The 25,423-nt window shown below is 60.2% G+C and carries 22 protein-coding genes; 5 read left to right on the top strand and 17 right to left on the bottom strand.

Features of this window, described 5'->3' with window-relative positions:
- Positions 1-70 precede the first annotated feature (70 nt).
- Positions 71-1,456 (bottom strand): MBL fold metallo-hydrolase RNA specificity domain-containing protein, encoded by a 1,386-nt coding sequence (locus J2T60_RS01255; protein WP_253444315.1) that lies wholly within the window; start codon positions 1,454-1,456, stop codon positions 71-73.
- A gap of 139 nt (positions 1,457-1,595) precedes the next feature.
- On the opposite strand from J2T60_RS01255, the gene J2T60_RS01250 reads away from it, so the two are divergent.
- Positions 1,596-2,132 (top strand): protein tyrosine phosphatase family protein, encoded by a 537-nt coding sequence (locus tag J2T60_RS01250; protein WP_253444313.1) that lies wholly within the window; start codon positions 1,596-1,598, stop codon positions 2,130-2,132.
- Between the two features lie 13 nt (positions 2,133-2,145).
- The gene (locus tag J2T60_RS01245; protein ID WP_253444311.1) at positions 2,146-3,468 is read left to right on the top strand and encodes a TIGR04283 family arsenosugar biosynthesis glycosyltransferase; all 1,323 of its coding nucleotides are present in this window, start codon (positions 2,146-2,148) and stop codon (positions 3,466-3,468) included.
- Positions 3,469-3,508: 40 nt separating this feature from the next.
- Here J2T60_RS01245 and J2T60_RS01240 read toward each other — a convergent pair whose 3' ends face one another.
- Positions 3,509-4,408 (bottom strand): 5'-nucleotidase, encoded by a 900-nt coding sequence (locus J2T60_RS01240; protein WP_253444309.1) that lies wholly within the window; start codon positions 4,406-4,408, stop codon positions 3,509-3,511.
- A 110-nt stretch (positions 4,409-4,518) separates the two neighbouring features.
- Here J2T60_RS01240 and J2T60_RS01235 point away from each other — a divergent pair, with 110 nt between their 5' ends.
- Complete coding sequence (locus J2T60_RS01235; RefSeq protein WP_253444306.1) at positions 4,519-6,186, top strand: ExeM/NucH family extracellular endonuclease; 1,668 nt, start codon at positions 4,519-4,521, stop codon at positions 6,184-6,186.
- A 10-nt stretch (positions 6,187-6,196) separates the two neighbouring features.
- Here the strand turns inward: J2T60_RS01235 and J2T60_RS01230 are convergent, their stop codons facing one another.
- The 10 genes from J2T60_RS01230 to J2T60_RS01185 form a co-directional block, all read right to left on the bottom strand.
- Positions 6,197-7,081: an ArsA family ATPase gene (locus J2T60_RS01230; RefSeq protein ID WP_253444303.1), complete on the bottom strand. Its 885-nt coding sequence runs from the start codon at positions 7,079-7,081 to the stop codon at positions 6,197-6,199.
- The gene (locus tag J2T60_RS01225; protein ID WP_253444300.1) at positions 7,072-7,329 is read right to left on the bottom strand and encodes a cory-CC-star protein; all 258 of its coding nucleotides are present in this window, start codon (positions 7,327-7,329) and stop codon (positions 7,072-7,074) included. The genes J2T60_RS01230 and J2T60_RS01225 overlap by 10 nt, the downstream gene beginning before the upstream one ends.
- Positions 7,322-9,001: a carbon starvation CstA family protein gene (locus J2T60_RS01220; protein WP_253444297.1), complete on the bottom strand. Its 1,680-nt coding sequence runs from the start codon at positions 8,999-9,001 to the stop codon at positions 7,322-7,324. Before J2T60_RS01220 ends, J2T60_RS01225 begins: the two co-directional genes overlap by 8 nt.
- A 2-nt stretch (positions 9,002-9,003) precedes the next feature.
- Positions 9,004-10,695 carry an acyl-CoA dehydrogenase family protein gene (locus J2T60_RS01215; RefSeq protein WP_253444294.1) on the bottom strand — a complete coding sequence of 564 codons (1,692 nt, stop codon included), beginning with the start codon at positions 10,693-10,695 and terminating at the stop codon, positions 9,004-9,006.
- Between the two features lie 167 nt (positions 10,696-10,862).
- A complete protein-coding gene (locus J2T60_RS01210) occupies positions 10,863-11,282 on the bottom strand; it encodes a type IV pilin protein (RefSeq protein ID WP_253444291.1) in 420 nt (139 codons plus the stop codon).
- Between the two features lie 34 nt (positions 11,283-11,316).
- Entirely contained in the window at positions 11,317-14,700 is a 3,384-nt protein-coding gene (locus J2T60_RS01205; RefSeq protein WP_253444288.1) for a pilus assembly protein, read from the bottom strand.
- Between the two features lie 100 nt (positions 14,701-14,800).
- Positions 14,801-15,334: a pilus assembly PilX family protein gene (locus tag J2T60_RS01200; protein ID WP_253444284.1), complete on the bottom strand. Its 534-nt coding sequence runs from the start codon at positions 15,332-15,334 to the stop codon at positions 14,801-14,803.
- Complete coding sequence (locus J2T60_RS01195; RefSeq protein ID WP_253444281.1) at positions 15,334-16,479, bottom strand: PilW family protein; 1,146 nt, start codon at positions 16,477-16,479, stop codon at positions 15,334-15,336. The genes J2T60_RS01200 and J2T60_RS01195 overlap by 1 nt, the downstream gene beginning before the upstream one ends.
- Positions 16,463-16,960 carry a type IV pilus modification protein PilV gene (gene pilV / locus J2T60_RS01190; RefSeq protein WP_301288283.1) on the bottom strand — a complete coding sequence of 166 codons (498 nt, stop codon included), beginning with the start codon at positions 16,958-16,960 and terminating at the stop codon, positions 16,463-16,465. The genes J2T60_RS01195 and pilV overlap by 17 nt, the downstream gene beginning before the upstream one ends.
- Entirely contained in the window at positions 16,957-17,457 is a 501-nt protein-coding gene (locus J2T60_RS01185) for a GspH/FimT family pseudopilin (protein WP_253444275.1), read from the bottom strand. The genes pilV and J2T60_RS01185 overlap by 4 nt, the downstream gene beginning before the upstream one ends.
- Positions 17,458-17,650: 193 nt before the next feature.
- Between J2T60_RS01185 and gshA the strand changes: the two genes are divergently transcribed.
- Positions 17,651-19,234 carry a glutamate--cysteine ligase gene (gshA, locus tag J2T60_RS01180; RefSeq protein WP_374728462.1) on the top strand — a complete coding sequence of 528 codons (1,584 nt, stop codon included), beginning with the start codon at positions 17,651-17,653 and terminating at the stop codon, positions 19,232-19,234.
- Here the strand turns inward: gshA and J2T60_RS01175 are convergent, their stop codons facing one another.
- Positions 19,235-20,011 carry an RNA methyltransferase gene (locus J2T60_RS01175; protein WP_253444269.1) on the bottom strand — a complete coding sequence of 259 codons (777 nt, stop codon included), beginning with the start codon at positions 20,009-20,011 and terminating at the stop codon, positions 19,235-19,237.
- A 132-nt stretch (positions 20,012-20,143) separates the two neighbouring features.
- Here J2T60_RS01175 and J2T60_RS01170 point away from each other — a divergent pair, with 132 nt between their 5' ends.
- A complete protein-coding gene (locus J2T60_RS01170; RefSeq protein WP_253444266.1) occupies positions 20,144-20,938 on the top strand; it encodes an inositol monophosphatase family protein in 795 nt (264 codons plus the stop codon).
- Positions 20,939-21,021: 83 nt separating this feature from the next.
- Here the strand turns inward: J2T60_RS01170 and secF are convergent, their stop codons facing one another.
- Genes secF through tgt form a run of 4 tightly spaced genes read right to left on the bottom strand, consistent with a single transcriptional unit; the run spans position 21,022 to position 25,411 of the window.
- Positions 21,022-22,011 (bottom strand): protein translocase subunit SecF, encoded by a 990-nt coding sequence (secF, locus tag J2T60_RS01165; protein ID WP_253444263.1) that lies wholly within the window; start codon positions 22,009-22,011, stop codon positions 21,022-21,024.
- A 29-nt stretch (positions 22,012-22,040) separates the two neighbouring features.
- The gene (gene secD / locus J2T60_RS01160; RefSeq protein ID WP_253444260.1) at positions 22,041-23,894 is read right to left on the bottom strand and encodes a protein translocase subunit SecD; all 1,854 of its coding nucleotides are present in this window, start codon (positions 23,892-23,894) and stop codon (positions 22,041-22,043) included.
- A gap of 9 nt (positions 23,895-23,903) precedes the next feature.
- Complete coding sequence (gene yajC / locus J2T60_RS01155; RefSeq protein ID WP_253444257.1) at positions 23,904-24,233, bottom strand: preprotein translocase subunit YajC; 330 nt, start codon at positions 24,231-24,233, stop codon at positions 23,904-23,906.
- Positions 24,234-24,283: 50 nt separating this feature from the next.
- Entirely contained in the window at positions 24,284-25,411 is a 1,128-nt protein-coding gene (gene tgt / locus J2T60_RS01150) for a tRNA guanosine(34) transglycosylase Tgt (RefSeq protein WP_253444254.1), read from the bottom strand.
- Between the last annotated feature and the right edge of the window lie 12 nt (positions 25,412-25,423).

Below are 25,423 nucleotides of genomic sequence, written 5' to 3'. Positions count from 1 at the left end.
CGGCATGACCCTCACTACAGCATAGTGTGTTTGGGCACGGATCACTTGATATAAATCAAAGACAGCTGATCTAGTATTCCAGCCTATCCCCCAGTGCCGGAACCGCGGCATCCACCGAGAAGCGTTCCTTGAGCACATCGGCCAGCCCTTTGCGGGCCGAGTCTTCCCCGTGCACCAGGGCCACCGCCGGCGCCAGACGGAAACCACGGAACCAGTCACAAAGCCCGTCCTGATCCGCATGGGCGGAAATCCCACCCACCGTATGGACCTGAGCCCCGACCCGCAGTGATTCCCCCCAAATCGTGATGCTGGGCGCTCCGTCCACCAATTGACGGCCCGGGGTCCCCTCGGCCTGAAAGCCGGCAATGATGACCTGGGTGCCCGAACGACCCAATTGATGCTTGAAATGGTGCCGAATACGCCCGCCGGTACACATGCCGCTGCCGGCGATGACAATAGCACCGCTTTGAATTCGGTTGATGGCCATGGATTGCTCAGCCGTCTCGGTGATGCGCAGGTTGGGAAAGCGAAAGCGGGTCTCGCGAACCCAGTCCGCCGCCGCCGGACGCAGGTAACGATCATGCCGGGCATGGATTTCGGTGGCCCGTATGCCCAGGGGCGTATCCAGAAATATCTGCCAACCTTCCAACCCCCAGTCCTTGTAATGCTTGCCCAATAGATAAAGCAGCTCCTGGGTCCGGCCCACGGCAAAGGCGGGCATTAGAACATTGCCGCGGCCATTGGCCGCCTTTTGCAGGATTTCCTTGATCTCCTGCTCGGTTTCCCGGCGACTACGGTGCAGGCGATCACCATAGGTGCTTTCCATCAACACCAGATCCGCCGATTCCAGAGGCTCCCAATCCCGCATCAAAGGGCTGCCCTTCTGTCCCAGATCACCGGTAAAGACCAGGCGTTTCTCGGCGCCGTTCTCCAGGGTTCTCAGCTCCACCACTGCCGAGCCGAGAATATGTCCGGCATCATGCAGTTTCAGGTGCACATTGGGCAGTATCTCGTAGAGCTTCTGATATTCCAGCGGTGCCATGCGGTCCATGCAGATGGCCACATCCTCACGGGTAAAGAGCGGCTCAACCTCGTCCTCGCCCCGGTTGCGATTGTTGCGGGAAGTTTGCTTGGCCTCCTTGCCACTCAACCAGGCCGCATCTTCCAGCAGGATCTCGACAATATCCCGGCCTGCCTTGTGAACATGAATCCAGCCCTTGAATCCATCCCGCACCAGCTGTGGCAGGCGCCCGGAATGATCCAGATGGGCATGGCTGAGTACCACCCCGTCAATACTGGCCGGGTCGAAGGGAAAGGGCTCCCCGTTACGGGCTTCTTCCCGCGAAGAGCCCTGGATCAGACCGCAGTCCAGCAAGATTCGCTGATGCGCCGTTTCCACCAAAAAACAGGAACCCGTGACGCCTCCGGTCGCTCCAAAAAAGGTGACAGTGGGCAATGCCGACTCCTTTGCCAGATAGTGAAAGTTCGAATCAACTTTGCATTCGTAGCATTCAATTAACAAGCGCGTTCAAAATATTAGACTCGACTGATATAGTGTCAGACATCCATTTGAATCATCCTCACAGGTGAACACCATGCGCCCTATTCTGATGATTATGCTGTTGGCCGCCTCCCTGGGCCTCGCCCCACTGGCCTTCGGCAACAACGGAGACGGAAATATGCCGGATATCCCCCACAAAACGCAGCCGGACGAGAAGACCCTGATCGGCGGACAACCGAGCAAGGAACAATTCCGTGAAATGCAGGCGCAGGGGGTCCAGACGGTGGTCAACTTTCGCGGCTCGGACGAATTTGATGACTGGTCCGAAGCCGATGTGGTGACCGATCTGGGCATGCTCTATATCCATATTCCGGTAGCGGGGGCTGATGGCCTGACCCGCCAGGCCGTTTCCGCCTTTGACCGGGCCGTCTCCGCGGCCGGCGACGAGCCCGTCCTTTATCACTGCGCCAGTGGCAACCGGGTGGGGGCCATGTTCGCCCTGCGGGCCGCGCTCATCGAAGACCACTCGGTGGAGGAAGCCATGGAGATCGGTCGCAAGCATGGCATGACCAGCCTGGCCGAGCCGGTCCAGGAGATGCTCGAATCCGGCCAGGTACCGGATGCCGAATAAGTCCGATGACGAGATGAAATACCCGTGCGGGATGCGGCTGACCCTGTTCAGCCGCATCCCGCAAGCCGGCCGCTGCAAGACCCGCCTGATTCCCAAGCTGGGTGCCGAGGGCGCCGCCCGGATCCACCATGAGATGTCGCTGCGGGCCATCACCCATGGCCGCTTACTGCAGCATCACTTCCCCGAGCTCGACTTTGAAATCGCCATCGCCGGCGACCCTGACCAGGCGTCCCATTTCTACGGCCGGGAGCTGCGCTTCTGCGCGCAAGCCGGCGGAGACCTGGGTGAGCGTATGCACGCCTGTTTCCGCCAGGGCCGCGAAGACGGCATACAGCGCCATGTACTGATCGGCAGCGATGCCCCGGACCTGGATGACAAGCAACTGCTTGCGGCTTTCGAAGGCCTGGCCGATCATGACCTGGTACTGGGGCCGGCCCGGGACGGAGGCTATTATCTGATCGGCCTGTCCGCCCCGCCACCGCCCCTACTGTTCCAGAATCTACCCTGGGGCAGCCCGGAGATACTGGGGCTCACCCTGGCCCGGGCCCAGGAAGAAGGGCTGGCCCTGCAGCTGCTGCCGGCCCTGGACGATGTGGATGAGCCAGCCGACCTAAAGCATTGGTATGACCATCGCCGACAATGGCCGGAGAAGGCCGATGGGGTCTCGGTGATCCTGCCGGTGCTTGATGAGGCCGAACACATTGGTCCGCGGATTCAGGCATTACGGGAAGACGGGGCCGATGAAGTCATCGTGGTGGACGGCGGCAGCAATGACGATACCCCGGACCTTGCCACCCAGGCCGGGGCCCGGGTCCTGCACAGTGAGCCCGGACGGGCCCGGCAAATGAATCGGGGGGCCCGGGCGGCCCGCCATTCCGCCCTGCTCTTTTTGCATGCCGATACCGCCCTGGCGTCCGGCTGGCGCGAGAGCCTGCTGACCGCGCTGGTGGACCCGCGGGTGGTGGGCGGGGCCTTTCGCTTTCGCCTGGACCATTCCGCCTGGCGTTACCGTCTGCTGGAGGGTCTGGTGGCCCTGCGCTGTCGGCTGCTGAGACGGCCTTATGGGGATCAGGGCCTGTTCTGTCGCCGGGAGGCCTTTTTGAGAATGGAAGGCTTTCCGGAGGTGGCGGTGATGGAGGATTATGTCTTTGTCGGGCGGCTGCGAAGAGAGGGCCGCCTGCGGCTGCTAAAGCAGGCGGCGGTCAGCTCGGCCCGTAACTGGGAGCGGGTCGGCTTTTGGCGTGTGACCCTGGCTCATCGCCTGATGATCCTGGGCCATGTCCTGGGGATTTCCCTGGACCGCCTGGCCCGGCTTCGCCAGCACCTTCTGCGCTAGCCCATCGCCCTGCTCTCTTCCGGGGCCTGCCGTTCTTGTTTCAGCTTTCGTTGGCGATACCGTGGGGCACATGGCCGGTGGCCACGGACCCGGAGGCCCGTTCCACATGGGCCCGCTGATCGTCAAAGAAGATGTCGGCGCCGAAGGCGCGCAGGAAGGGGGTTTTGTCCATGCCGCCCAGGAACATCGCTTCATCAATACGAATATCCCATTCCCGCAAGGTACGAATCACCCGCTCGTGAGCGGGAGCATCCCTTGCGGTGACCAGGGCGGTTCGAATGGGGCTGTCCTCGATAGGAAAGGCCTGCTGAATCCGGTGCAGAGCCGAGAGGAAGTTGCGAAAAGGCCCGCCGGACAGGGCTTGGCGAGCGGAGGATTTTTCTGACTGGCGAAAGGCATCCAGGCCCTTCTCCCGGAAGATCCGCTCGGCCTCGTCCGAGAACAGAACGGCGTCACCGTCAAAGGCGATCCGGATCTGGTCGGTATCATTGGCCTCGGCCGCCGAAGGCACCAGGGTGGCGGCCGCACAGCCGGCCCGAAGGGCGGCGTCCACATCGCTGCCGTTGGCCGACAGGAAAAGATCCGCCCCGAAGGAACCGATATACCGCCAGGGGGATTCGCCATTGGTAAAGGCCGCCCGGGTAATGCCGAGCTTGTAATGCTCAATGGAATTGAACACCCGCAGGCCGGTGTCGGCGCTGTTACGGGACAGCAGAATCACTTCCACCAGGGGGTCTTCCCGCCCCTCATTCAGGTGCAACAGCTTGCGCACCAAGGGAAAGGCCACCCCCGGTTCCAAAATGTCGTTTTCATGTTCGATCTGAAAGGCGGAATAGGCTTCCACCCCCTCCCGCTCAAAACGGGCATGGGAGTCTTCCAGATCGAACAGGGTGCGGGAGGAGATCCCGATCACCAATCGATTGTCCAGTCTCTGCGGCATGCCGCCTCCCGGCCTTTCCAAGGTAAGACACCATGATATCAGCAAATTCCGACAACCATTGTCGCCCCCGGTTCGCGCAAGGGCGTTGGCTCCGTGGCAGACTAACACCTATGAAACCATGGATTGCACTGCTAGTACTGCTGGCCACCGCTCCCCTGCATGCCGATTGCCCCGACACGGGGTTGACCAGCATCAGCGATCTGCGCGCTGCGGAAACCGCCGAATGGGAGGCACGTTGGGACGGCGAAAACCTCCTGGTCCGGGGCGTGGTGACGGGCACCTTTCTGGGGGACGAGCGACTCAACGGTTTTTACCTCCAGTCCCCGCCGGAATCGGCCACCCCACCCCGGGCCATCTTTGTTTATGCCCCTTCCCTGGATGAGGATCTTTCCATCCTGCGGCCCGGGCAGGAAATCCTGGTGGCTGGGCGGGCCGGCCGTTTTCGCGGGCAACGCCAAATCAACCGGGTCCAGCAGGTGCTGGGCTGTGCTGAGCCGGGCCTGCCCGAACCCCATCCTCTGGATCTGCCGGTAGCCGAACGGGACAACTGGCGGGACCTGGAGGGCGTACTGGTCCAGATTGAGCGAACCTTGACCATCACCGGCAACTACGAACTGGCCCGCTACGGCAGTCTGGAGCTGTCGGTGGGCGGCCGCCTGTTCCGTCCCCGCAATATCCCCGATCAGGACTGGGAGGCCATGGCCAAGGAGAACCGGGCCCGCCGAATTATCCTGGATGATGCCAACTACAATCGTAATCCGGACCCCATCCCCTATCTGAATGATCAAGGCAGTCGACGGGTGGGTGATCAACTACCGGAACTGACAGGCATCCTGACCCATGCCTTCGATGCCTGGCGTATTCACCCCCTGAACCCGGAGACCCTGGCCTTTGAATCCGCCAACCCGCGCCCGGCGGCGCCGGAGCGGCAAGGCCGCTACCGCCTGGCGGCCTTCAATGTGGAGAATTATTTCCTGACACTAGGCGAACGCGGAGCGTCGGATTCCGCCACCCTGGACCGGCAGCGCTCGGCCCTGGCCGCTGTGGCCCGAGGACTGGATGCCGATCTGCTGGGGCTGGTTGAAATCGAGAATAAGCCCGAGGCGGTGGATGATCTGGTGACTCGGCTGTCGGATGACGAGCAGCCCTATCGCCATTTCGACTTGGATGAGCCCGTGGGCACGGACGCAATCCGCACCGCCCTGGCTTGGCGACCGGACCAGGTCTCGCTGCTGGCCGGGCCCTTTATCGACGAGCGACAGGTGCATCACCGTCCCCTGATCGCCGGGCATTTCCGTTTCCGGGACGAGGGGCCCGGCAAACTGGTGGTGGTGATCCATTTCAAGGCCAAAACCGCCTGCCCGGATGAGGGGGATATTGATAGAGGCCAGGGCTGCTGGAATGAACGCCGCACCGCCCAGGCCCGGGCTCTGGTGGATTTCCTGGAGGAGAAAATGACCGCCACCGGGACCGACCGGGTTTTGATCCTGGGCGATATCAATAGCTATGGCGGAGAGGATCCGGTGACGGTCTTGCGCGAGGCCGGATTACGAGACCTGGTGGCCCAAACCCTGCCCCGGGAGGCCCGTTACAGTTACGTTTTTCACGGCGAATCCGGCTATCTGGACACCGCCATTGCCAGCCCCGCCCTCAAAGACGATGTTCGCCAGGTGGATTTCTGGTCCATCAACGCCGATGAACCGACCTTTTTGCAATTCCAAGACTCTGCCCCCTGGCGCAGCTCCGACCATGATCCGGTGATTGTGGATCTCGATTAGCTAAGCCTGATCAAATCAAACCCTGGCGGCTAAAGATATCAGCCAGTGGCCGCAATCCGGACAGCCCTTGGGGATAGACGGACTGACGGGTGAATCCGTAGAGGGGCAAGCCCCCTAGGCGGGACTCAATGGCCGGTGCTGAGGCCGGCCAGTCCGCCTCGCTGCGATTCACCAGACACAGGGGCACCGAAACGCCGGCCTCGGTCAGGGATTTCCTGGCCCTTGCCCCCTCCAGCACGCTCAGCCGATCATCATTGACCACCAGCAGAAAGACGGTGGTCTCGGCATCCTGGAGGCGGTCCCTGACCCGCTCGAACAGGGCCTGGCGGGCCTCCATCACGGCCCGGGCCTTTTCCCAGCGGGCCGTCACCTGGGGATCGGCCTGGCGATTGCCACCCTGGCGCTGCATCAGGGCCCGGGTCCAGGCGGACATGGACTCCGGCAGGCCCAATAAATGCAGTGTATGGCCGGTGGGGGCGGTATCCACGATCACCCGGTCCCATTGGTCCAGCTCATCCATGCTGCGACAGAGGGCCTCAAACAGGGCCGATTCCATCACCCCGGGATGCTGTCCGGCCAATGTGATCTGGCGCTCGGCCTCCTGCAGAAATTCAGGTTGGGTGAATTGACGAATATTGGCCCGCACCTGATCCAGATAGGCATCCCGGGCCTGTTCCGGGTCCAGCTCCCGGGCATAGAGGCCGTCAGCCACCCGGGTAGCCCTGTCCGACAAGGGCCGGTCCAGCAAATCGGAAAGGGAATGGGCCGGGTCGGTGGAGAGCAGCAGCACCCGCTCGCCCTGCTCGGCCAGGCCCAGGGCCAGGGCGGCGGCCAGGGTGGTCTTGCCCACCCCGCCCTTGCCGCCCAGAAACAACAGGCGCTGGCTCAGCAGCATCGAAAGCCCCCGATGGGGGAATGTTCCATGCCCATCCGCCGATGCCAGTCGTGAAAGTCTTCGATCATCAAAGGCATCAGCTCCAGGCAATACCAGGCCGCCGGATTGGGCAGACCCAGGCTTTCCGACATCACCATCAGGCGAAAGAAGTCATCCCGTTGCCGCTGGTCCAAGGCCACGACCCGGCGAAAACCCTGCTCGTACAATCGTTGATAGGCGTGCAGCAGGCGCTGCCAGCGGCTAGCCATATTGCTTCTCCCGACGCAGTCGGCGGGCGGCGGCCGCGCCTTCCAGGATCAACCAGATATTCAAAGAGAAGATCATGCTGCCAATCAAGAGCAGCAGCCAGTTCTCATCGGCCAGATAGGTCGAAAGATTATGCAGCATGGCCCAGGTGGTCATGCTGGCCACGAAAAGAAAGGGAAGCAGGGTATAGATCACCGGCCGGCCCAGGCGGGCCAGAATCAGGCTGAGCACCAGAAAGGACAGCCCAGCAGTGAGCTGATTGGTGGTGCCGAACAGGGGCCAGAGCACCATGCCCCCGCCGCCGGGATTGTCCGGGTCGGCGCCGAAGGCCAGGCCCACACAGGCGAGGAAGGTGATACCGGTGGCGATGTTCACATTGGCCAGGGCCGGTAGGCGGTAGTCCCGGCCAATCTCTGCCAGGATGAAACGCTGCAGGCGCATGGAGGTATCCAGGGTGGTGGCAGCGAAGGCCACCACCATGATGGCCACCAGGGTGGAGCCGATAATCGTCGGCAGGCCCAGATTGGCCAGCAGATTGCCGGCGCCGGTGATAAAGGCGGCAATACCCCCGGCACTGGCCGCCGCCCAGGAATCGTAATGGTTCTGCCAGTCACCCAGGGTGGCGAAGCCGGCGGAGACCGCCAGCAAGGCCGCCAGTGCCAGCAGCCCTTCCCCGGTGGCCCCCAAATAGCCCACAAAACGGGCATCCGGCTCCCGGTCCAACTGGCGGGCGCTGGTCCCCGAACTCACCAGGCCGTGAAAGCCGGAAATTGCCCCGCAGGCGATGGTGACAAATAACAGAGGCAACAAGGGCGGCGCATCCGCCGGCACCTCGGTATTAAAGAAGGGGGCCACAAACTCAGGCTGGCCCAGAAACAGCCCCAGGTAAATCACAATCAGGCCCAGGAACAATAGATGGGCGTTGATAAAATCCCGGGGTTGAAGCAGGACCCAGACCGGCAGACGGGAGGCCAGGGCACCATAGGCCAGCATGATGATCACCCACCAGGCCACGTCCGGCACGCCCCCGGCTTTCTCCGGCAGACTCAAGGGCAACTCCGCTCCCACAAAGACCAGCCCCACCATCAGGGCCAGGCCGATCAGGCAGGGCCAGATCAGGGGAACGCGGCTGCGATAGGCCAGAAAGCCAATGGTGATGGCAATGGGAATCTGCAGCCAGTAGGGCAAGACACTGCTGGGGAAGTTAACGAACAGGGTGGCGATGGACACGGCAAAAACCGCATTCACCATCAAAAGCAGAAAGAAAATGATCAGCAGAAACAGGCTGCGGGCTCGCGGGCCCAGCACTTCGGTGGCGATACTGCCGATGGAGCGGGCCCGGTGGCGCACCGAGGCCCAGAGGGTGCCGAAATCATGCATGCCGGCGATCAGCACCGTACCCACCACGATCCAGGCCAGGGCCGGGCCCCAGCCCCAGATCACGGCAATGGCCGGCCCGATGATAGGGGCCGCACCGGCCACGGAGGTAAAGTGATGCCCCCAAAGGACGAATCGATTGGTGGGCACGAAATCCAGGCCGTCGTTGTATTGATGGGCCGGGGTCTGGAAGTCATCCTCCAGCTTGAGCAGCTTTTGGGCGATGAAACGGGAATAAAAGCGCCAGCCCAGGAAAAATGCCAGAAAGGCCAGCAAGGCAACCAGGGTCGGCAACATCGTCAGTCCACTCCCCCCATATCCAGAATACGAACCGCCTCCCCGGCCGGATAAGCGGCGTGATCCGAGCACCCCAAACGCTGGCGCAGCCAACGGTTGAGGATGGCTTGATAGCGGTCTCCCATATCACCCTCACCCGCCAGTTCGGCTTGCTCCAATAGCAGCACGGCGGCCACCAGGGCCGCCAGGCGGAAAGCCAGCTTGCGGGCATTGGCCTGAAGCGCTTCGGAAGAGACTGCTTGCAACTGTTCCGGCCAATGGGCGAGCGTATTCAGTTCGGCCTGGATGATTTCCCGTTCCCGGGAGAAGGCCGTCGTCGTAATGGCTTTCAATCGAGCATCCAGGGCATCGATCAATTGAGTCCAGCCATCATTCCGCTGCATGGCCCGCAGCAGGTCCAGGCTGAGCACATTGGTGGTCCCCTCCCAGATGGGGAGAACCTGGGCATTGCGAAGTAGCTGCGGCAGCCGCGTATCTTCCACATAGCCGGCCCCGCCGAAGGCCTCCAGCACCTCACTAATGGCCGCCACCACCTGCTTGCCCGTATACAGCTTGGTCACCGGGGTCAGTAGGCGCAGGCAGGTCAGCTCACGCTCGCTGGCCTCACCACACTCCTCCCGCCCCAAGAGACGGGCACATTCGAACACCAGCTGGAAAGCCACCTCATGCTCAACGGTGAGATCGGCCAGGGTCTCCCGGTGCAAGGGATGTTCAATCAAGGGCTTGCCGAAGGCCTCGCGCTTGCCGGCATAGTCCCGGGCCAGGGCCAGGCCCTGGCCCATATAGCCGGCGGCACAACAGGCATTGTAGAGCCGGGTGATGTTGAGGATATCGGCAATGGTCGCCACCCCCCGGCCCCGCTCGCCCACCAGCCGGGCGGGGGTGCCCTCAAGGGTCAACTCCGCCGTGGGCAGGGCCCGGGTCCCGAGCTTGTCCTTCAATCGATTGACCTGGATGTTACGAAGCTGCCCGGCCTGGTCACGCACCTCTACGAAAAAGAGGCTGAGCTTCTCATCCCGGCCCTGGTCATCTTCCACGCGGGCCAGGGTCATGGCCACCTGGGCGGTGGTGGCGGAGGTAAACCATTTCACCCCGTACAGGCGATAACCTTCATCGCCCTCGGGCACGGCAATCGTCTCACTGCGGGAGACATCCGAGCCCCCACCCCGTTCGGTCATCCATTGCCCCGCTGTCCAGAACCGCGACGAATCCCGGCTCAACAGACGGGGCAGCACCCATCGCTTTAGATCTTCGTCCCCATGACGCTGCAATACACGCGCCGCTCCATCAGTCATGGCCATGGGGCAGGAGGCAATGGCCGAGTTGGGGTGATAAAGATAAAGACGAAGGAATTGATGCACCCGGGACCAGGCCCCGTCAGCGCGTTCGTAGGCGGTGGCAATCACCCCCTCCTCTGAAGCGATGCCCTCCAGCTTTTGCCATTCAGGGCATACCTGAATCAGGTCGATTCGACGGCCCCAGGGATCATAGGAAATATGCTCAGGCGGGTTGGCTTCCGCTGCTGCGGCCAGTGGGGCCATTTCATCACGGGAGCGGGCCCAGAGTCGCTCCAGAGGCCCTCGCCATTGACCGGCCAAGCGCTCGGGCAGCCTCAGCTTGAGGTAGGCATCCAGCGCCCCGTCCGCCGCCAGGGAAGCGGGCAATGTCGGGCCTTGCTGATAGAAACTCGCCATCCAAGCCTCCTCACGCCCAAGCAGTTGGCCAATGGGCAGATTGCCTGAATCACTGAGCCAACTCAATCAGGCCCCACCCATAAAAAAGCCCCACCGAAAGAATTCGGCGGGGCTTAGGGGTACAAGCATCAAACACTTGGCCTAACTCGACTAACTGGGGCGCACAACTAGAGCCCCCAGCAATCCTCCCTTTCCAGGGAGCCAGTGGAATCACGACGGCCGGTATGACTCAGAGTGAGGGTGCTGCAACGGTTGGCATCTCGATCAGCATGAAACCCCTGCGGCGTGGCGACCAGTGTAAAACTGCTTCGATTAAGCTCACTCAGAGATATCTCATAGTGCCCCTCGGCGGAATCCCAAGTGGTGTCATCCCCATCATTCACGCATTCCTGATAGTCATTCTGATGGGTGTAACACCGTTCCAGGCGCTGGGCGATATCCGTCAGCGTCCGGTGAGCATCCGAACGACGGCTCTGATCCGCCTGGCTCTGATAACCGTTATAGGCCAGGGCGGAAATGATGCCCAGTATCAGCACCACAATCGCCACCTCGATCAAGGTAAAACCCGCTTGCTGCTGTCTCATCATGCCATCACATCCGTCGATTGATTACGTATCGGGTTTATCGGTTCTGGCGCCAGCTTTGACGCCCCAGGCTGTCATCACCCTTCTCCGGCGGCAGAGCTTGCATCGCAGCCTCGGAGCCCATCATCATCTTAAACTCCTCATGGCCGGCGCTGATGATGGCCGGTGTGGTGGGAATCCCGACCTCGGAGCGAATCCCGCTAATCGGCACCCTAACCATCTCACCATCGATCTCCACCTCTACATAGCTATCTTCTCCAAACTCGCCATCGCCGGACAAATCGAAGGGTGAGAAATCCAGGCGGCCACCACTGAACGCATCAATCTCCATCAACCAGCCGTCCCCCCCTGCCGCACAGGGATCTTCACTCGGAATCATGGTGGTGAAGATGATTCGGCCATTGCGGAACACCGGATTGAAGATTACCCGCTCTGCCTCGCGACCGGCCACTGGAGAGACCAGATCCAGCAGCCAACCATCCTCGTCGCTGATTTCATTTTCGGTGGTAACCCTCAGTTCAAAACCGAAATCCTCTATCTCATCGATGATTTCCTGCTCCAGCAAATCCCCTCGAGAAACCTCGGATTCATCATCACGGATTCCGTAGAACGATTGCACCGGTGGATTATTAGGAATGAGATTATCCTCATCCTCGAAATACTTGCCGGTACCAAAGTAGACGAAGATATCTCCCTCGGGTGACCGCGCCACCTGTGGACGTACCGTAATGGGCTGTACTTCTTCATTCGGTCCTTCAGCAACAAACAGTGGCAAGGGCGTATTGCCGGAACGCAATCCATCGGGTGCCCGCCAGTTATTGCCAGTAAGATCCAGGCGCCAGAGCTGCCCCTGAAGATCACCCATATAGAGATGATCAAGCTTCCGGTCACCATTGACATCCACTGGCACTGGCGAAGCCATGCCATTGCCCGCCGGGTTGTCACCATCATCGGGTGCCCAGGTGTCCACCTCATTGCCCGTGATCGGGTCCAGGAAAGTCAATGCTGCTCGGTTGTTGTTGCTCCCATAGCCGCTAGGGACTATCACCACCCAGTCATCACTCTGGGTAACACCAAGGCTTGGCTCGCCAATCACATAGCCAATATCATCATAATCCTCGGCAGTCGCCTCCCAGAGTACTTCCGGAGACTCTGGATCAGTAATATCCAGAGCATAAACGCCCCGCTCACCGGCGGCAAAAGAACCCACCAGGATTCGACGCCAGTCACTGCCATCCCAAACATCACCCACCCGGGGCGAACCGTCAAAGAAGTATTCTCGCTGATAGTCCTCAGACGTCAGTCTGTTCAACTTGTGAATAATGGCATTGGGCACATAGGCGAAAACCTCTTCCCCATTTTCAGCATCAAAACCGTGCAGCTTGCCGTCATTGGCGGCCACATACAGCATGGGGCGATGCTCTCGCATGTCTCTCACATGATCGAAGTAATAGAGCCCCCCTTCAAAATTCTCTTCGTGGTAATAGCCGAAGTCCTGAGTCTGAACGAAGAGCGGATCAGAGTTGACGATATCCCCCAGAAGCCGCTGACGCTCCCTGAAGGCACCCTCGCCTTCATTGGTCTGGTCACCTCGCAGCCAATAAAGGCGGTCTTGGCCCTGGCCATCAACATCGTTGGAATAGGGCTCCTGATTCAATGCAGCCTTTTGATCATCAGTCAGATGTCGCCCGGAAGGATGGTCCCATTCAAAGTACAATGTATCGCCATCGTCAGGATCCCAGGTAATGACATGCCGACTGTAGGGATCAGGAATGCCGTCTTCCGCTTCCCAGCGCAGGTCACCCAACACACCCTCTTGGGTAATTTCATAGGCCTCCAGCTCACCCGACCAGTTTGTAGTATCAAAGCTAGCCAAAAACGCCAAGGATTCAGTATCCAAGCGGGTGGAGTTCGTGGCAATGGAGGCCGCACTGGAGCGTGCATCACTAACAACAAGCTCGAAGATGCCATCCATGATGGATTGAAGCTCTCCTTCAGATCCCGCATCAAAGGCAGACCCTGTTCCGCCTGCTTCAGCCAATACATCCAGTGGGTTATCCGTATCAAATCCTTCAACCCCCTCAAAAAGATCACCAACCCCGGGCGGAAGAGCGAAACCGACAATAAAGGTCCTCACATCAGTGTCATCGTGGAAGTCTGCAACCGCGTCCCTTGCCCGCTGCATCGCCTCCACGGGGTTCTCACCTAAAGCATTGCCGCTGGCATCCACCGAAGGCAGCCCATCCGTTACCCAGATTGCCGCATTGGCATCACAGGAACGGGGGATATCCATATCGTCGTCGGTCCGCCCCTGCTCCTGGCTGAAGTAATCCTCCTCGCCCAAGAAGTAATCCCGCGCAGTATGCATAGTTCCTTCCAGGGGTGTCAGGCCTGCAGCGATAAGCGGCCAATCAGGATCATTCACAACATCGCCACCTCCTGTCGACCAGTTATGCCTTTGAGGCTGTAATTTATCCCGAATAGCATCCCAATGGTCATCTTCCACTTCGCCATCTTCATCTATCCCCCCCAAGGGCACATGCAGAAACCCCAGGCCAGGGGAGGCATTGGCTCTCCACTCAAATTGACCCAGCTCTACATAGACCAGGTTCTCCCCCCAATTATCAACACCCCGTTGCCGCATACTGTCAGTTAGCGTCACATTGAAGCTTTGGTACTCATTTTGATAGGCAATATTATCGTCGCCGTAGACTTGCAAGTCGTTATAACAGTCATAGGGAAACTCATCGCCTTCCAAAAAATTCGTGCCCGTGTAACGACAGAAATACGTCCGATCATCATTCTCCCAATTACCGGAGGTTTCCCGGTGATAACCTGGCACCGCGACATTATAGAAAATATAAGCATTGTCACGGGTGGGGTGGGGCTCCCGGAACCGTTTCAGACCTGAATCCCAGGCTTCATCATGATCCGGTTGAAAAAAATCGGGATCTGAGTCGGTGGAAAAGCGAGCGTCAGCAATACGATGCATGAGACGCCAACGCACTGTTCCAAGACCGCCAACCTCATGACCGGGAAATACATCATTACGACGATGACTGGCCGGGTATTGCTGGTACGACAGCAAACCCATATTGATCTGGCCAGACTCGCCAAACTCGTCGATAATTTCCAGGCCCACCCGCTTTACAATGCTGGCCTTGCTGTCTTCATGTCGTGCCCCTGCCAAACATTCATCAGGATCCATATCAGGACCGGGGTAGCATTCATCCCAATCCAGGCCTACCCGGCCCTGACTCAAGCCTTCCTGCATACTTTCCGAGGTGTCGGGAATGAACAGGATATTGGGCGGCAAGCCTCCCTCGGTGACAAAAAGCGGAACCCGGGCAATATTGGCGAATGCCACATTCATGGCCATCAGACCGAGAATCATGGCAAACGCAAACGCGCTCAGCTTCATCGAGATTTTCCTTTTAGCAACTTTCATGATGCCTGCCCCTGTTGTTGGGCCGGAAGCCTGTACAGTTCAAAATCGCTGTCGCGGGAATAACAACACCGTATCATCGCCGGAATATGACCTGCACAATCACTTCAGACTGGCCGCTCCCCCCCGTGGAACGGGCCGTGATTCTATAAAACTCGGTATCTTCAATGGCTTCACCACCAACCAGAGAGCCGTCTGGATTGGCCACCGGAGGCAGCCGCTCAATATAGTAGCCTGGTGCTTCCGCCAAAAGACCGTCCATGTCACCGCCATCATAATTGCGATAGCCACTACCCCAGCCGAAATCCTGCCAACTGGGAGCTGGATAGTCGTTGTGGTGATAAAGCCCATTCTCGGCTCCCAGAAACTGAGGGAGGGTGGCCTGCTGCAGGAAACGTTCTGCTTCACGTACGGCCGCTTCAGCCCCCTGCACCGCCAAGTGCCGGTCTCTCTGACCACCCGCCATCCGTTCCTGCAAAGTGGTGGTCTGCATGGCAGTGACACCGATCACGGTGAGCAGCAACAGCACAATAAGACTGAAAAGCAGCACGGCCCCACCCTGGCGGGAGGGAGCGACAACACGAGTATGAGCCAATTGCGTGCTTCTCATTACCGATTCCTCAGGTGAACCGTTGTATTGAAGGTTCGACGATTGCGGCGGTCCAGTTCATCCTGAATATCAACCTCTACATTGGTCCGCTGGAGAGAGAAATCGCGAACCGGGTCATCCACATCGCTCAGATTTGCCTCGGAGCGGACCAACAGGCTGAGCCGGACGGCCCGTACATTGTTCCAGTCCGCCACAGCGGTCACCTGGTCGGCCGTCACATAGCGATCCACTGAAAAATGGCCGCTGGCATCCTTGGTTCCGCTGGTGTCCACACCATAGAGAATCTGCATTTGCTCAACACCCGGCACCAACTCCACCGCCTCGGTATTAAGGCCAGAGCCATTGGTGTCATCAATAACTTGCCGCATGAGCGTAGGAACACCGGTGGAATCCGGAATGCCAATGTAATAGGCCGCCTGGATAGCACGGGCAATCTCCCCTTCCTCACCCATATTGCGGTACTCGAAGGGTAATGATCCGCTTGGCTGGACATTAGTACTATTGGATGAGTTATTGCGACGAAACAGAACAGCCCGGCCAGCACAATCGGTGGTCAAAAGCAGGGAGTCCTGCGCGTAATTATCATCGTCCGCGCCATCGGTATGCCATTGACTGCCTGTGGTTACGGGCGGCACCAGATTGACACCATCAGAATCCATGTAGCGGATTACCACGACATCCGTGCCTTCAACGACTGAATCAGACAATTCGGCAGGGAGGGCCGGATTCCAGGCGCCAAGATTGGTGGAAGTATCCGGGTTGAGGACCTCAATGGTGACATCGTCATCCGGGGCAGTACCCCGGGCCTCATAACCACGCAGTCCTTCAGCGAAGTTGGTCAAAAAATCACTGTCCTCGTCCAGATTGTGGGCATAAAAATCCATCTGCCCTGAATTCGACATACAGCCCATATAGCCAGCCATGCGTAGGTCGCTACTCAGGTACTCGATGGCAAATCGCCCATTCTCCTGAACCCGGGACATGCTCTCATTCAGGGAGTAAGCACCCCGCATGCCGGAAAAGAGCTGGATCACGCCAATCATGAGCACGCTGCCGATGGCCACGGCAATCATCAGCTCAACCAGCGTCAAGCCGGATTGCGCCTTTCTCGCCGGTCGCCTTTCTCGGTTAAAGTTCTGTTGCATAACGGAATTCCCGCCGCTGATCGGCTGCTGTCCATTCTTCGGTATCGTCCAGATCCTCGGGGCGGCGCTCATCCAGCCACCGCACCCTGACTGTCACTCTGCCATCCGACTGCACCCGGATTCGGCCTTGCCCTTCAGGAAGGGTGTTGTCCAGATTACTGAGCCAGTCGTCCAAGTCCCAAGTGACTGCCTCGTTACCATTCCCATTAGGGGTATCGCCATAGCTATCCAGGTTATAGGCCCCTTGCAATGCCGCCTGACGATTGGCCCGCATGGAGTCCACGATTTCGTAGCTGAGCAAAGTGGCCTGGGAACGCAAATAGGCACTGTGATTATTCTGAAGTCCCGCCACCTGCAGACTGGCCAGTCCAAGCAGCCCAATGCTCAGAACCAGCAGGGAGATCAGGACCTCCAGCATGCTGAAGCCCCCCTGGCCCCGGCCGATTCCACTCGCCCTGCGTTGGACCCTGTCACTGTTCATGGATTACATTCCTGTCTTGTCACATTCGTCCGACCGGTTCGATCCAGACGAATCCTTCGGGCCTGATCGCCAGAACAGGCCGGTATGTTGTGGCGGATATCGAGAGACCGGTCGACTGCGCCATTGCCCTCGAAAACAACCACATTCTCCCCCGCCTGCTCGACCATATCCGGATCGCCGGTCAGTGCATCCCAGACCCGCAGAACCTCTCCATAATCTCCGGGAGTCCCTTCCATCACGGCCCAGCCATCAGCCCAATCATCCCCATCTTCCGCACAAGTTGCCTGATCGATCGACCGGCAGAGGGTCACCGAACCGCCCCGTCGTATAGCCTCCGAACGGGCATAGGTGGTGGCGGTCACAAACTCATTCACCTGGGTGGTGATGCGATTGTTCTGGACCATGGTGCGGAAATTGGGTGCCGCCAATGCGAACAGCACGCCCGCCACCGCCAGGGTGATCATCAGTTCCAGTAATGTGAGTCCGCGTTGATTCATGTCCACTACTCTAGTCTTTGGCACGAGCGATTCAGTACCCGCTTCCATGGGCGGGACGAAATTCCCGACAAGTGGGTGAAATGCCCCATATTGTGGCTATGACGGCTGTCAATTCATGATCCTTGACGCCATTCCCCAGGCAGTCGATCATGTCAGTCCGCTGACAACCAACCCCGGAACAAAGGAGCGCCGCGTGCCCCAGCGCGTCGAAGAGCGACTGGCCCGGCTACGGGATCAGGGCTGCATCAACTGTCTGAAGAACGGTTTACACGGCATCGAGAAGGAAAGCCTGCGGGTGACCGCTGATGGCCGTATTGCAATGACCCCCCACCCCCCTGCCCTGGGTGCCGCACTCACGCACCCCTACATTACCACGGACTACTCCGAGGCACTGCTGGAGTTCGTCACGCCCCCTTTCGGCAGTGTGGACCAGACCCTGGCACATCTGCAGGACCTGCATGCCTTCACGGCCCATGTGCTGGATGTCCAGAATGAGCGATTGTGGGCCACCAGCATGCCCTGTGTCATGGGGCGGGATGAGGACATTCCCATTGCCGAGTACGGCCAGTCCAATGGGGGCCGCATGCGCCATGTTTACCGCCAGGGCCTAGGGCAACGCTATGGCCGGGTCATGCAGGTGATCTCCGGTGTGCATTACAACTTCTCTCTGCCTGAGAGCTTCTGGCGGCTTTTCACCGGCAGCCAGGACCCCAAGGTGCTGCGGGAATCCCGGGATACCTTCTATTTTGGGCTGATCCGCAACTTCCAGCGCACCGGCTGGCTGATCCCCTTTCTGTTCGGCGCTTCGCCGGCCATCTGCAAGTCTTTCCTGCAAGGTGCCAGCAGCCATTTCGAGTCCTTCGATGCCCATACCCTCTACGAGCCCTGGGGTACTTCCCTTCGCATGAGCGATATCGGCTACAAGAACAAGAACCAGGCGCGGCTGGGCATCTCTTATAACGATCTGGCGAGCTACACCGACACCCTGGAGCGGGCCACCACCACCCCGGAACCGGAGTACGAGCGAATCGGCACCCAGGTCGACGGAGAATGGCGGCAGCTGAATGCCAATATGCTGCAGATCGAGAATGAATATTATTCCTTCATTCGGCCCAAGCAGCCCACCCGGCCCGGCGAACGCCCGGTTCAGGCACTGCGGGACCGGGGGGTGGAATACATCGAGGTCCGGGCCCTGGATGTCAGCGCTTTTGATCCCTTGGGAGTGAATGAAACCCAGCTCCGTTTCATTGAGGCCTTCTTGATCTACTGCCTGTTACTGGAAAGCCCGCCACTCAGTGAGAGCGAAGAACATGAAATTGATGTCAACCAGGAACGGGTCGCCTGCCGGGGACGACAGCCGGGCCTGAAGCTGCTGAGAAAGGGGGGCAAGACCAGTCTCTACGGCTGGACTCGGGAAATCCTGGAGGGTATGGAAGGGGTCTGTCAGCTACTGGACAGCAATCACGGCCATGGGAAATATGCCAAGGCCCTGGCCGACCAATGGAAAAAACTCGAGGATCCCGATCAAACCCCTTCAGCCCGGATTCTGCAGACCATGCGCGAGCGGGGGGAGAGTTTTTCCGACTTCGCCGACCGCTTGAGCAATGAGCATATGCAACACCATCGCGCCCATCCACTGCCTGATGAAAGCCGCGCCCGGCTGGAAACCATGGCCCGGGAATCCCTGCAGCAGCAAGCAGAGCGGGAAGCGACCGAGCAAGGCAGCTTCGAGGCCTATGTGGCCAACTACTTCTCTCCGGGCCGGGCGAGCTCCTGATCAATCCGGGTCCTGCTGCCCCCGTCGCTCGGCCGCCCGGCGGGGAGCGGAGCCCCGCCCCTGAACGGCACTCAAAATCCCGCGGAAGATATTGACCTCATTGCGGTCCGGCAAGGCCCGGCCGAACAGACGACGGATTCGACGCATCAGCTGCCGGGGATTGCTGCGATCCAGAAAGCCCAACTCCTCCAGGACCGATTCAAAGTGCTGGTATAGATGCTCCAGCTCCTCGGCCGTGGCCGTGGGCTGGCTGCGCCGGGAAGGTTCCGGCAAGCCAGTCTCTCCGGTGGCCGCCAAGGCCGCCATGCGAAGTTCATAGGACAGCACCTGGGTGGCCGCCGCCAGATTCAGGGAGCTGTAATCGGGATTGGCCGGGATGTGGACCAACTGGTGGCAGCGGTCCAGCTCCTCATTGGTCAGACCGGTCCGTTCCCGACCCAGGAGGATGGCGGCCCGGGTTCCTGGCGGCAACTCAACAACCGAGCGGGCCGCCACCGGGGGTGCCACCGGCTCGGCCCCCAACCGCCGAGTCCGGGCGCTGGCCCCGATCACCAAATGACAGTCGGCGATGGCCGCATCCAGGTCCTCATGGATTTGGGCATTCTCCAGCACATCCAGCGCACCGGAAGCCCGCGCCCGGGCCTCGTCATCCGGGGGCTTGCGAGGACTGACCAAGGCCAGATCATGCAGGCCCATGGTTTTCATGGCCCGGGCGGCCGAGCCGATATTTCCGGGATGGGTGGTTCCCACCAGCACGATGCGGGTATCCAGTCGCAAGACTCTCTCCTTCCGGCGATAAAAATGAGCAGACAGCGAACTCGGGCAGGCATGTTATCCTATGCGCCCCTTTCGCCCCAGCCCTACCCGGCCGGGGCGCATTAACAGACTGGCCTGGAGGACGGGAGCACCATGCACCCGCTGTTGAATATTGCCGTTCGTGCCGCGCGAAATGCCGGTGACATCATTAGCCGCCGCCTGGGTGACCGGGATGCCATCAGCATCGCCAGCAAGGCCCGCAATGACTTCGTGACGGATGTGGATCACGAGGCCGAAGGCGCCATCATCAGCACCATCCAGCGCCATTACCGGGACCATGCCTTTCTCGCCGAGGAGCGGGGCCAGGTGGGGGATTCGGAACACCAGTGGATCATCGACCCCCTGGACGGCACCACCAATTTCCTTCACGGCCTGCCCGTGTTCGCCGTCTCCATTGCCTACCAATACCGGGGCAAGCTGGAGCACGGCGTCATTTACGATCCCATCCGCCAGGAGCTGTTCACCGCCAGCCGGGGCGGCGGCGCCTTTCTGGATGACCGGCGTATCCGCGTGGCCAAACTGAACAGCCTGGAAGGTTCTCTTATCGGCACCGGCTTCCCCTATACCGATCACCGTTACCTGGACGAATACATGGCCATGTTCCGGGCCGTGATCGAAAAGACCGCCGGTGTCCGCCGACCGGGGGCAGCGGCCATTGATCTGGCCTGGCTGGCCGCCGGCCGCATCGACGGTTTCTGGGAGATGGGGCTTAAGCCCTGGGATATCGCCGCTGGCTCCCTGCTGATCCGGGAAGCGGGCGGCATGGTGGGCAGCCTTTCCGGCGGCACCGACTATCTGGATACCGGCAACATCATGGCCGGCAACGCCAAGATCTTCGCAGCCCTGGGCCGCCTGATCCGCCCCCACCTCCCGGCGGAAATGAAATAAGCACCGCCGAGCCAAAAGCCGATCCATAAAAAAGCCCCCACCATTAGTGGGGGCTTTTTTGTGCCTAGCTCTTTCCCTTTCGATCAGGGCTGGAAAGGCACGCTTTCGGTGTTTTCCTGCTCCTCGCCTTCCTTCTTCGGGGGCAGCAAATCTTCCCGATTCAGATTCGTGAGAATCAGCGTGGTGCCAGCCACATAGATGGAGGAATAAGTCCCGACAATCACACCCACTGTCAGGGCCAAGGCAAAACCGAAGATCACCTCACCACCAAACTGAAGCAGAGACAGCAGCACCAGCAATGTCGTCCCACTGGTCACCACGGTTCGAGAGAGCATCTGGTTCACCGAGCGGTTGATCACATCGATACTGTCCGCCTTGCGCATCTTGGGGAAGTTCTCCCGGACACGGTCGAACAAGACAATGGTGTCGTTGAGGGAATAACCGATCACCGCCAGGATGGCCGCCAGCACACTCAGATCGAACTGAATCTGGGTCACGGCAAAGACCCCCAGCACAATGATCACATCATGCACCAGGCAGGCAATGGCTCCAGGTGCCATCTTGTACTGGAAGCGGAAGGCAACATAGATCAGGATGCCGATCAGGGCAAACAGGACGGCCAGGGCCCCCTGCTCCACCAACTCGGCGCCCACCTGCGGGCCGACAAACTCCACCCGGCGCATGTCCACTTCCGGATTCTGGGCCCGCAAGGCTTCGAGAACCATGTCACTGACCCGGGCCCGGGCTTCCTCGCCACCCTCGCCCTCCTCATCACCGGGGGTAGCATCCGGTGCCAGGCGGATGAGAATCTCCCGGTCCGTGCCGAAGGTAGTCACCGTGGCTTCCTCGAAACCGGCCTCCATCAGGGTTTCCCGCACCACGGGGATTTCCACCGCTTCCGGATACCCCACTTCCACCAGAAAACCACCGGTAAAATCGATACCGAAGTTCAGGCCCTTCACACCCAGGGCACCCAGGGAAAGCACAATCAGCACCGCCGACAGGACCATGGCCGGGATCCGCTTGCGGCGCCCGACAAAATCGATCTTCGGTGTCTTCTTAATAAAATCCATCAGTTTTTACTCCGAATCCTGTGGCCGGCTCAGATGCTGAGCGCCTTCACCTTGCGGTTGCCGTAAATCAGGTTCACTGCGGCTCGCGTACCGAGAATGGCGGTGAACATGGAGCACATAATCCCCAGCGACAGGGTGATGGCAAAGCCCTGGATCGGGCCGGTGCCGAAGCTGAACAGCACCAGGGCCGCGATCAATGTGGTGATGTTGGCATCCGCAATGGTGGAGAAGGCCTTCTCATAACCCGAGAAAATAGCCGCCTGGGGCGTATTGCCCGCCTTGATCTCCTCACGAATCCGCTCGAAGATCAGCACATTGGCATCCACCGCCATGCCCACCGTCAGCACGATGCCGGCAATCCCCGGCAGGGTCAGGGTGGCCCCCAGGGCCGACAGCAGGCCCACCACCATGATCAGGTTGAAGAACAGGGCGAGATTGGCCACCAGGCCGAAGACCTTGTAGTAGATCAACATGAAGATGACCACCAGCAGGAAACCGAAGGAGATGGCCATGATGCCGGCTTCGATGTTGTCCTGCCCCAGGCTGGCACCCACGGTCCGTTCCTCGATGATATCCACCGGCGCGGCCAGTGCGCCCGCCCGGAGCAGCAGGGCCAGATTGCGGGCCTGATCGCCTTCCAGGTTGGTAATGCGGAAGCGGTTGCTGAAAATCCCCTGGATGGTGGCCACACTGATGACCTCCTCCACTTCCTGGGATTCCCGAACCTCTTCGCCGTTCTCGATTCGGGTTTCGGTCACCCGCTCCCGGTAGACCACGGCCATGCCGCGCCCCAGGTTCTCCCGGGTGGTCTCGCCCATGCGGCGCCCCCCCTGGGAATCCAGGTTCACGGTTACCATGGGCCGGCCGCTGTCTTCATCAAAACCAGTGCCTGCACCGGTGAGCTGATCCCCGGTGGCAATCACATCCCGTTTGAGCAGCACGGGATAACCATCCCGGTGCTGATAGAGCCTCGAGCCCGGCGGCACCCGGCCCGTCTCCTCGGCCCGATAGGGATCGTTGTCTTCGTCCACCAAGCGGAATTCCAGCTGGGCGGTGGCACCGAGGATGTCCTTGGCCCGGGTGGTGTCCTGCACACCGGGCAGCTGGACCACGATCCGGTCCGGGTTCTGGCGCTGAACCAGGGGCTCGGCTACGCCCAGTTCATCCACACGATTACGCAGGGTGGTGCGGTTCTGCTCCAGGGCATTGCGCTGGGCTTCCTCGATCTCATCATCACTGATCACCACCCGAATGGCGTTGGCTTCATCACCCTCGGAAACGTCCAGCTCGGGGAATTCCCGGCTCAGTCGGTCCAGAGTGCTAGACCGCTGGCCGTCATCCCGCAGATAGACGGTGAAGCCTCGCTCGCCCTGTTCAATCCCGGTGTAGCGGATTCGCTCGTCCCGGAGCAGGGAACGTACATTGCCGTCAAAGCGCTCCACAGCCTGCTCCACGACCGCCTCCATATCCACCTGCAGCAGGAAGTGCACCCCGCCACGCAGGTCCAGACCCAGATTCATGGGTCTGAGACCGATCTCGCGCATCCAGTCGGGCATGGCCGGAGCCTGGTAGACCGCTACCTGAAAATCCCGGCCCAGTTCGGCCCGCAGTCGGACCTGGGCCCGATCCTGCTGCTCGCCGTCCTCGAAGCGAAGCACCAGCTGGCCTTCCTCCATGCCGTAGCGATGGGGGACCAAACCCTCTTCCTCCTCAAGGACGGTGAGAATGCGCTCCATGGCGGCCTGATCGAGCTCGGCGCGATCGGTTCCACCGACTTGAACGGAGGGGTCCTCACCGAAGATGTTGGGCAAAGCCAGCACCACGCCCACGGTGAGCACGACGACGACCAGCAGGTTTTTCCAGGCCGGGAATTGATTGATCATGGTGTTACCTTATTTTTCCTCGAAGGTGCCCTTGGGAACCAGGGCACCCACGGCGTGACGCTGTACGTGGAGCTTCTGCCCGCCCCCCACATCCAAAGTGACGAACTGCTCGTCCACTTTCTCGATGCGGCCAAGAATTCCGCCCTGGGTGACCACCTCATCCCCTTCCTTGAGGGCATCCACCATCTGGCGATGTTCTTTCTGGCGCTTGGTCTGGGGACGAATCAGCAGAAAGTAGAACAGGACGATGATCAGGCCCATGAAGATCAGGCTAAACCAGGGATTGCCCTCCTGACCGGCCGCATCCTGGGCGTGAGCTGTAGCGATAAAGAGATCCATTTGCGATTACCTCATGAAAAACAAGTAAGTGGGTGCGGTCAACGCCCGTTTCAAGGCGCCGGCCCCTCGAGCGGCGGCACCGCTTTGCCGCGCCGCGCGTAAAAGGCCTCGACAAAACCGCCAAAGGTACCAGAGTTGATCGCTTCCCGCATTCCCCGCATCAAGCTCTGATAATAATGCAGATTATGGATGGTATTCAGCCGCGCGGACAGAACCTCGCCGCATTTATCCAGATGCCGCAGATAGGCGCGGCTGTAATGGCGGCAGGTATAGCAATCACAGTGGGGGTCCAGGGGGCCGGTATCGTCCTTGTGCCGGGCATGACGGATCTTGACCAGGCCGTCGTGGGTGTAGAGAAAGCCGGTGCGCGCGTTGCGGGTGGGCAACACGCAGTCGAACATATCGATGCCTCGACGCACGCACTCCACCAGGTCTTCCGGCGTCCCCACCCCCATGAGATAGCGGGGCCGGTCCACAGGGAGTTCCGGGTCCAGCACGTCAAGCACCTGATCCCGCTCGGCTTTTTCCTCACCCACCGACAGGCCGCCCACGGCATAGCCGTCAAAGCCGATCTCCCGCAGGCCGGCCAGGGAGCGCTGGCGAAGGTCGCCGTGCATGCCCCCCTGGACGATGCCGAACAGGGCCGAGGGATTGTCTGCGTGGGCCTCCTTGGAACGGCGGGCCCAGCGCAGAGACAACTCCATGGATTCCCGGGCCTGGTCATGGCTGGCCGGATAGGGCGTGCATTCGTCAAAGATCATGACGATATCCGAGCCCAGGGCCCGCTGGACCTGCATGGATTCCTCCGGCCCCAGAAAGACCCGGGCGCCGTCCACCGGTGAGGCGAATTCCACCCCGGCTTCGGTGATTTTGCGCCGCTGGGCCAGGCTGAACACCTGGAAACCACCGGAATCGGTGAGGATCGGCCCTTCCCAGTGCATGAAATCGTGGAGATCCCCGTGTTTTTCGATGATTTCGGTGCCCGGCCGGAGCATCAGATGGAAGGTATTGCCCAACACGATCTCCGCCCCCAGCTCTCTCAATTCCTCGGGCAGCATGGCCTTGACCGTGCCGTAGGTTCCCACCGGCATGAAGGCAGGAGTTTCCACCGAACCCCGCTCAAAGGTCAGACGCCCGCGCCGGGCCCGACCGTCTCGTTTTAGCAGTTCAAATTGCAAGGATCGTGCTCC

Origin of the sequence: Natronospira proteinivora, from assembly GCF_024170465.1 — a bacterium.
Classification (GTDB): Bacteria; Pseudomonadota; Gammaproteobacteria; order Natronospirales; family Natronospiraceae; genus Natronospira; species Natronospira proteinivora.
Note: the sequence above shows the minus strand (reverse complement) of the source record. Positions and strands in the feature narration are given on the sequence as shown.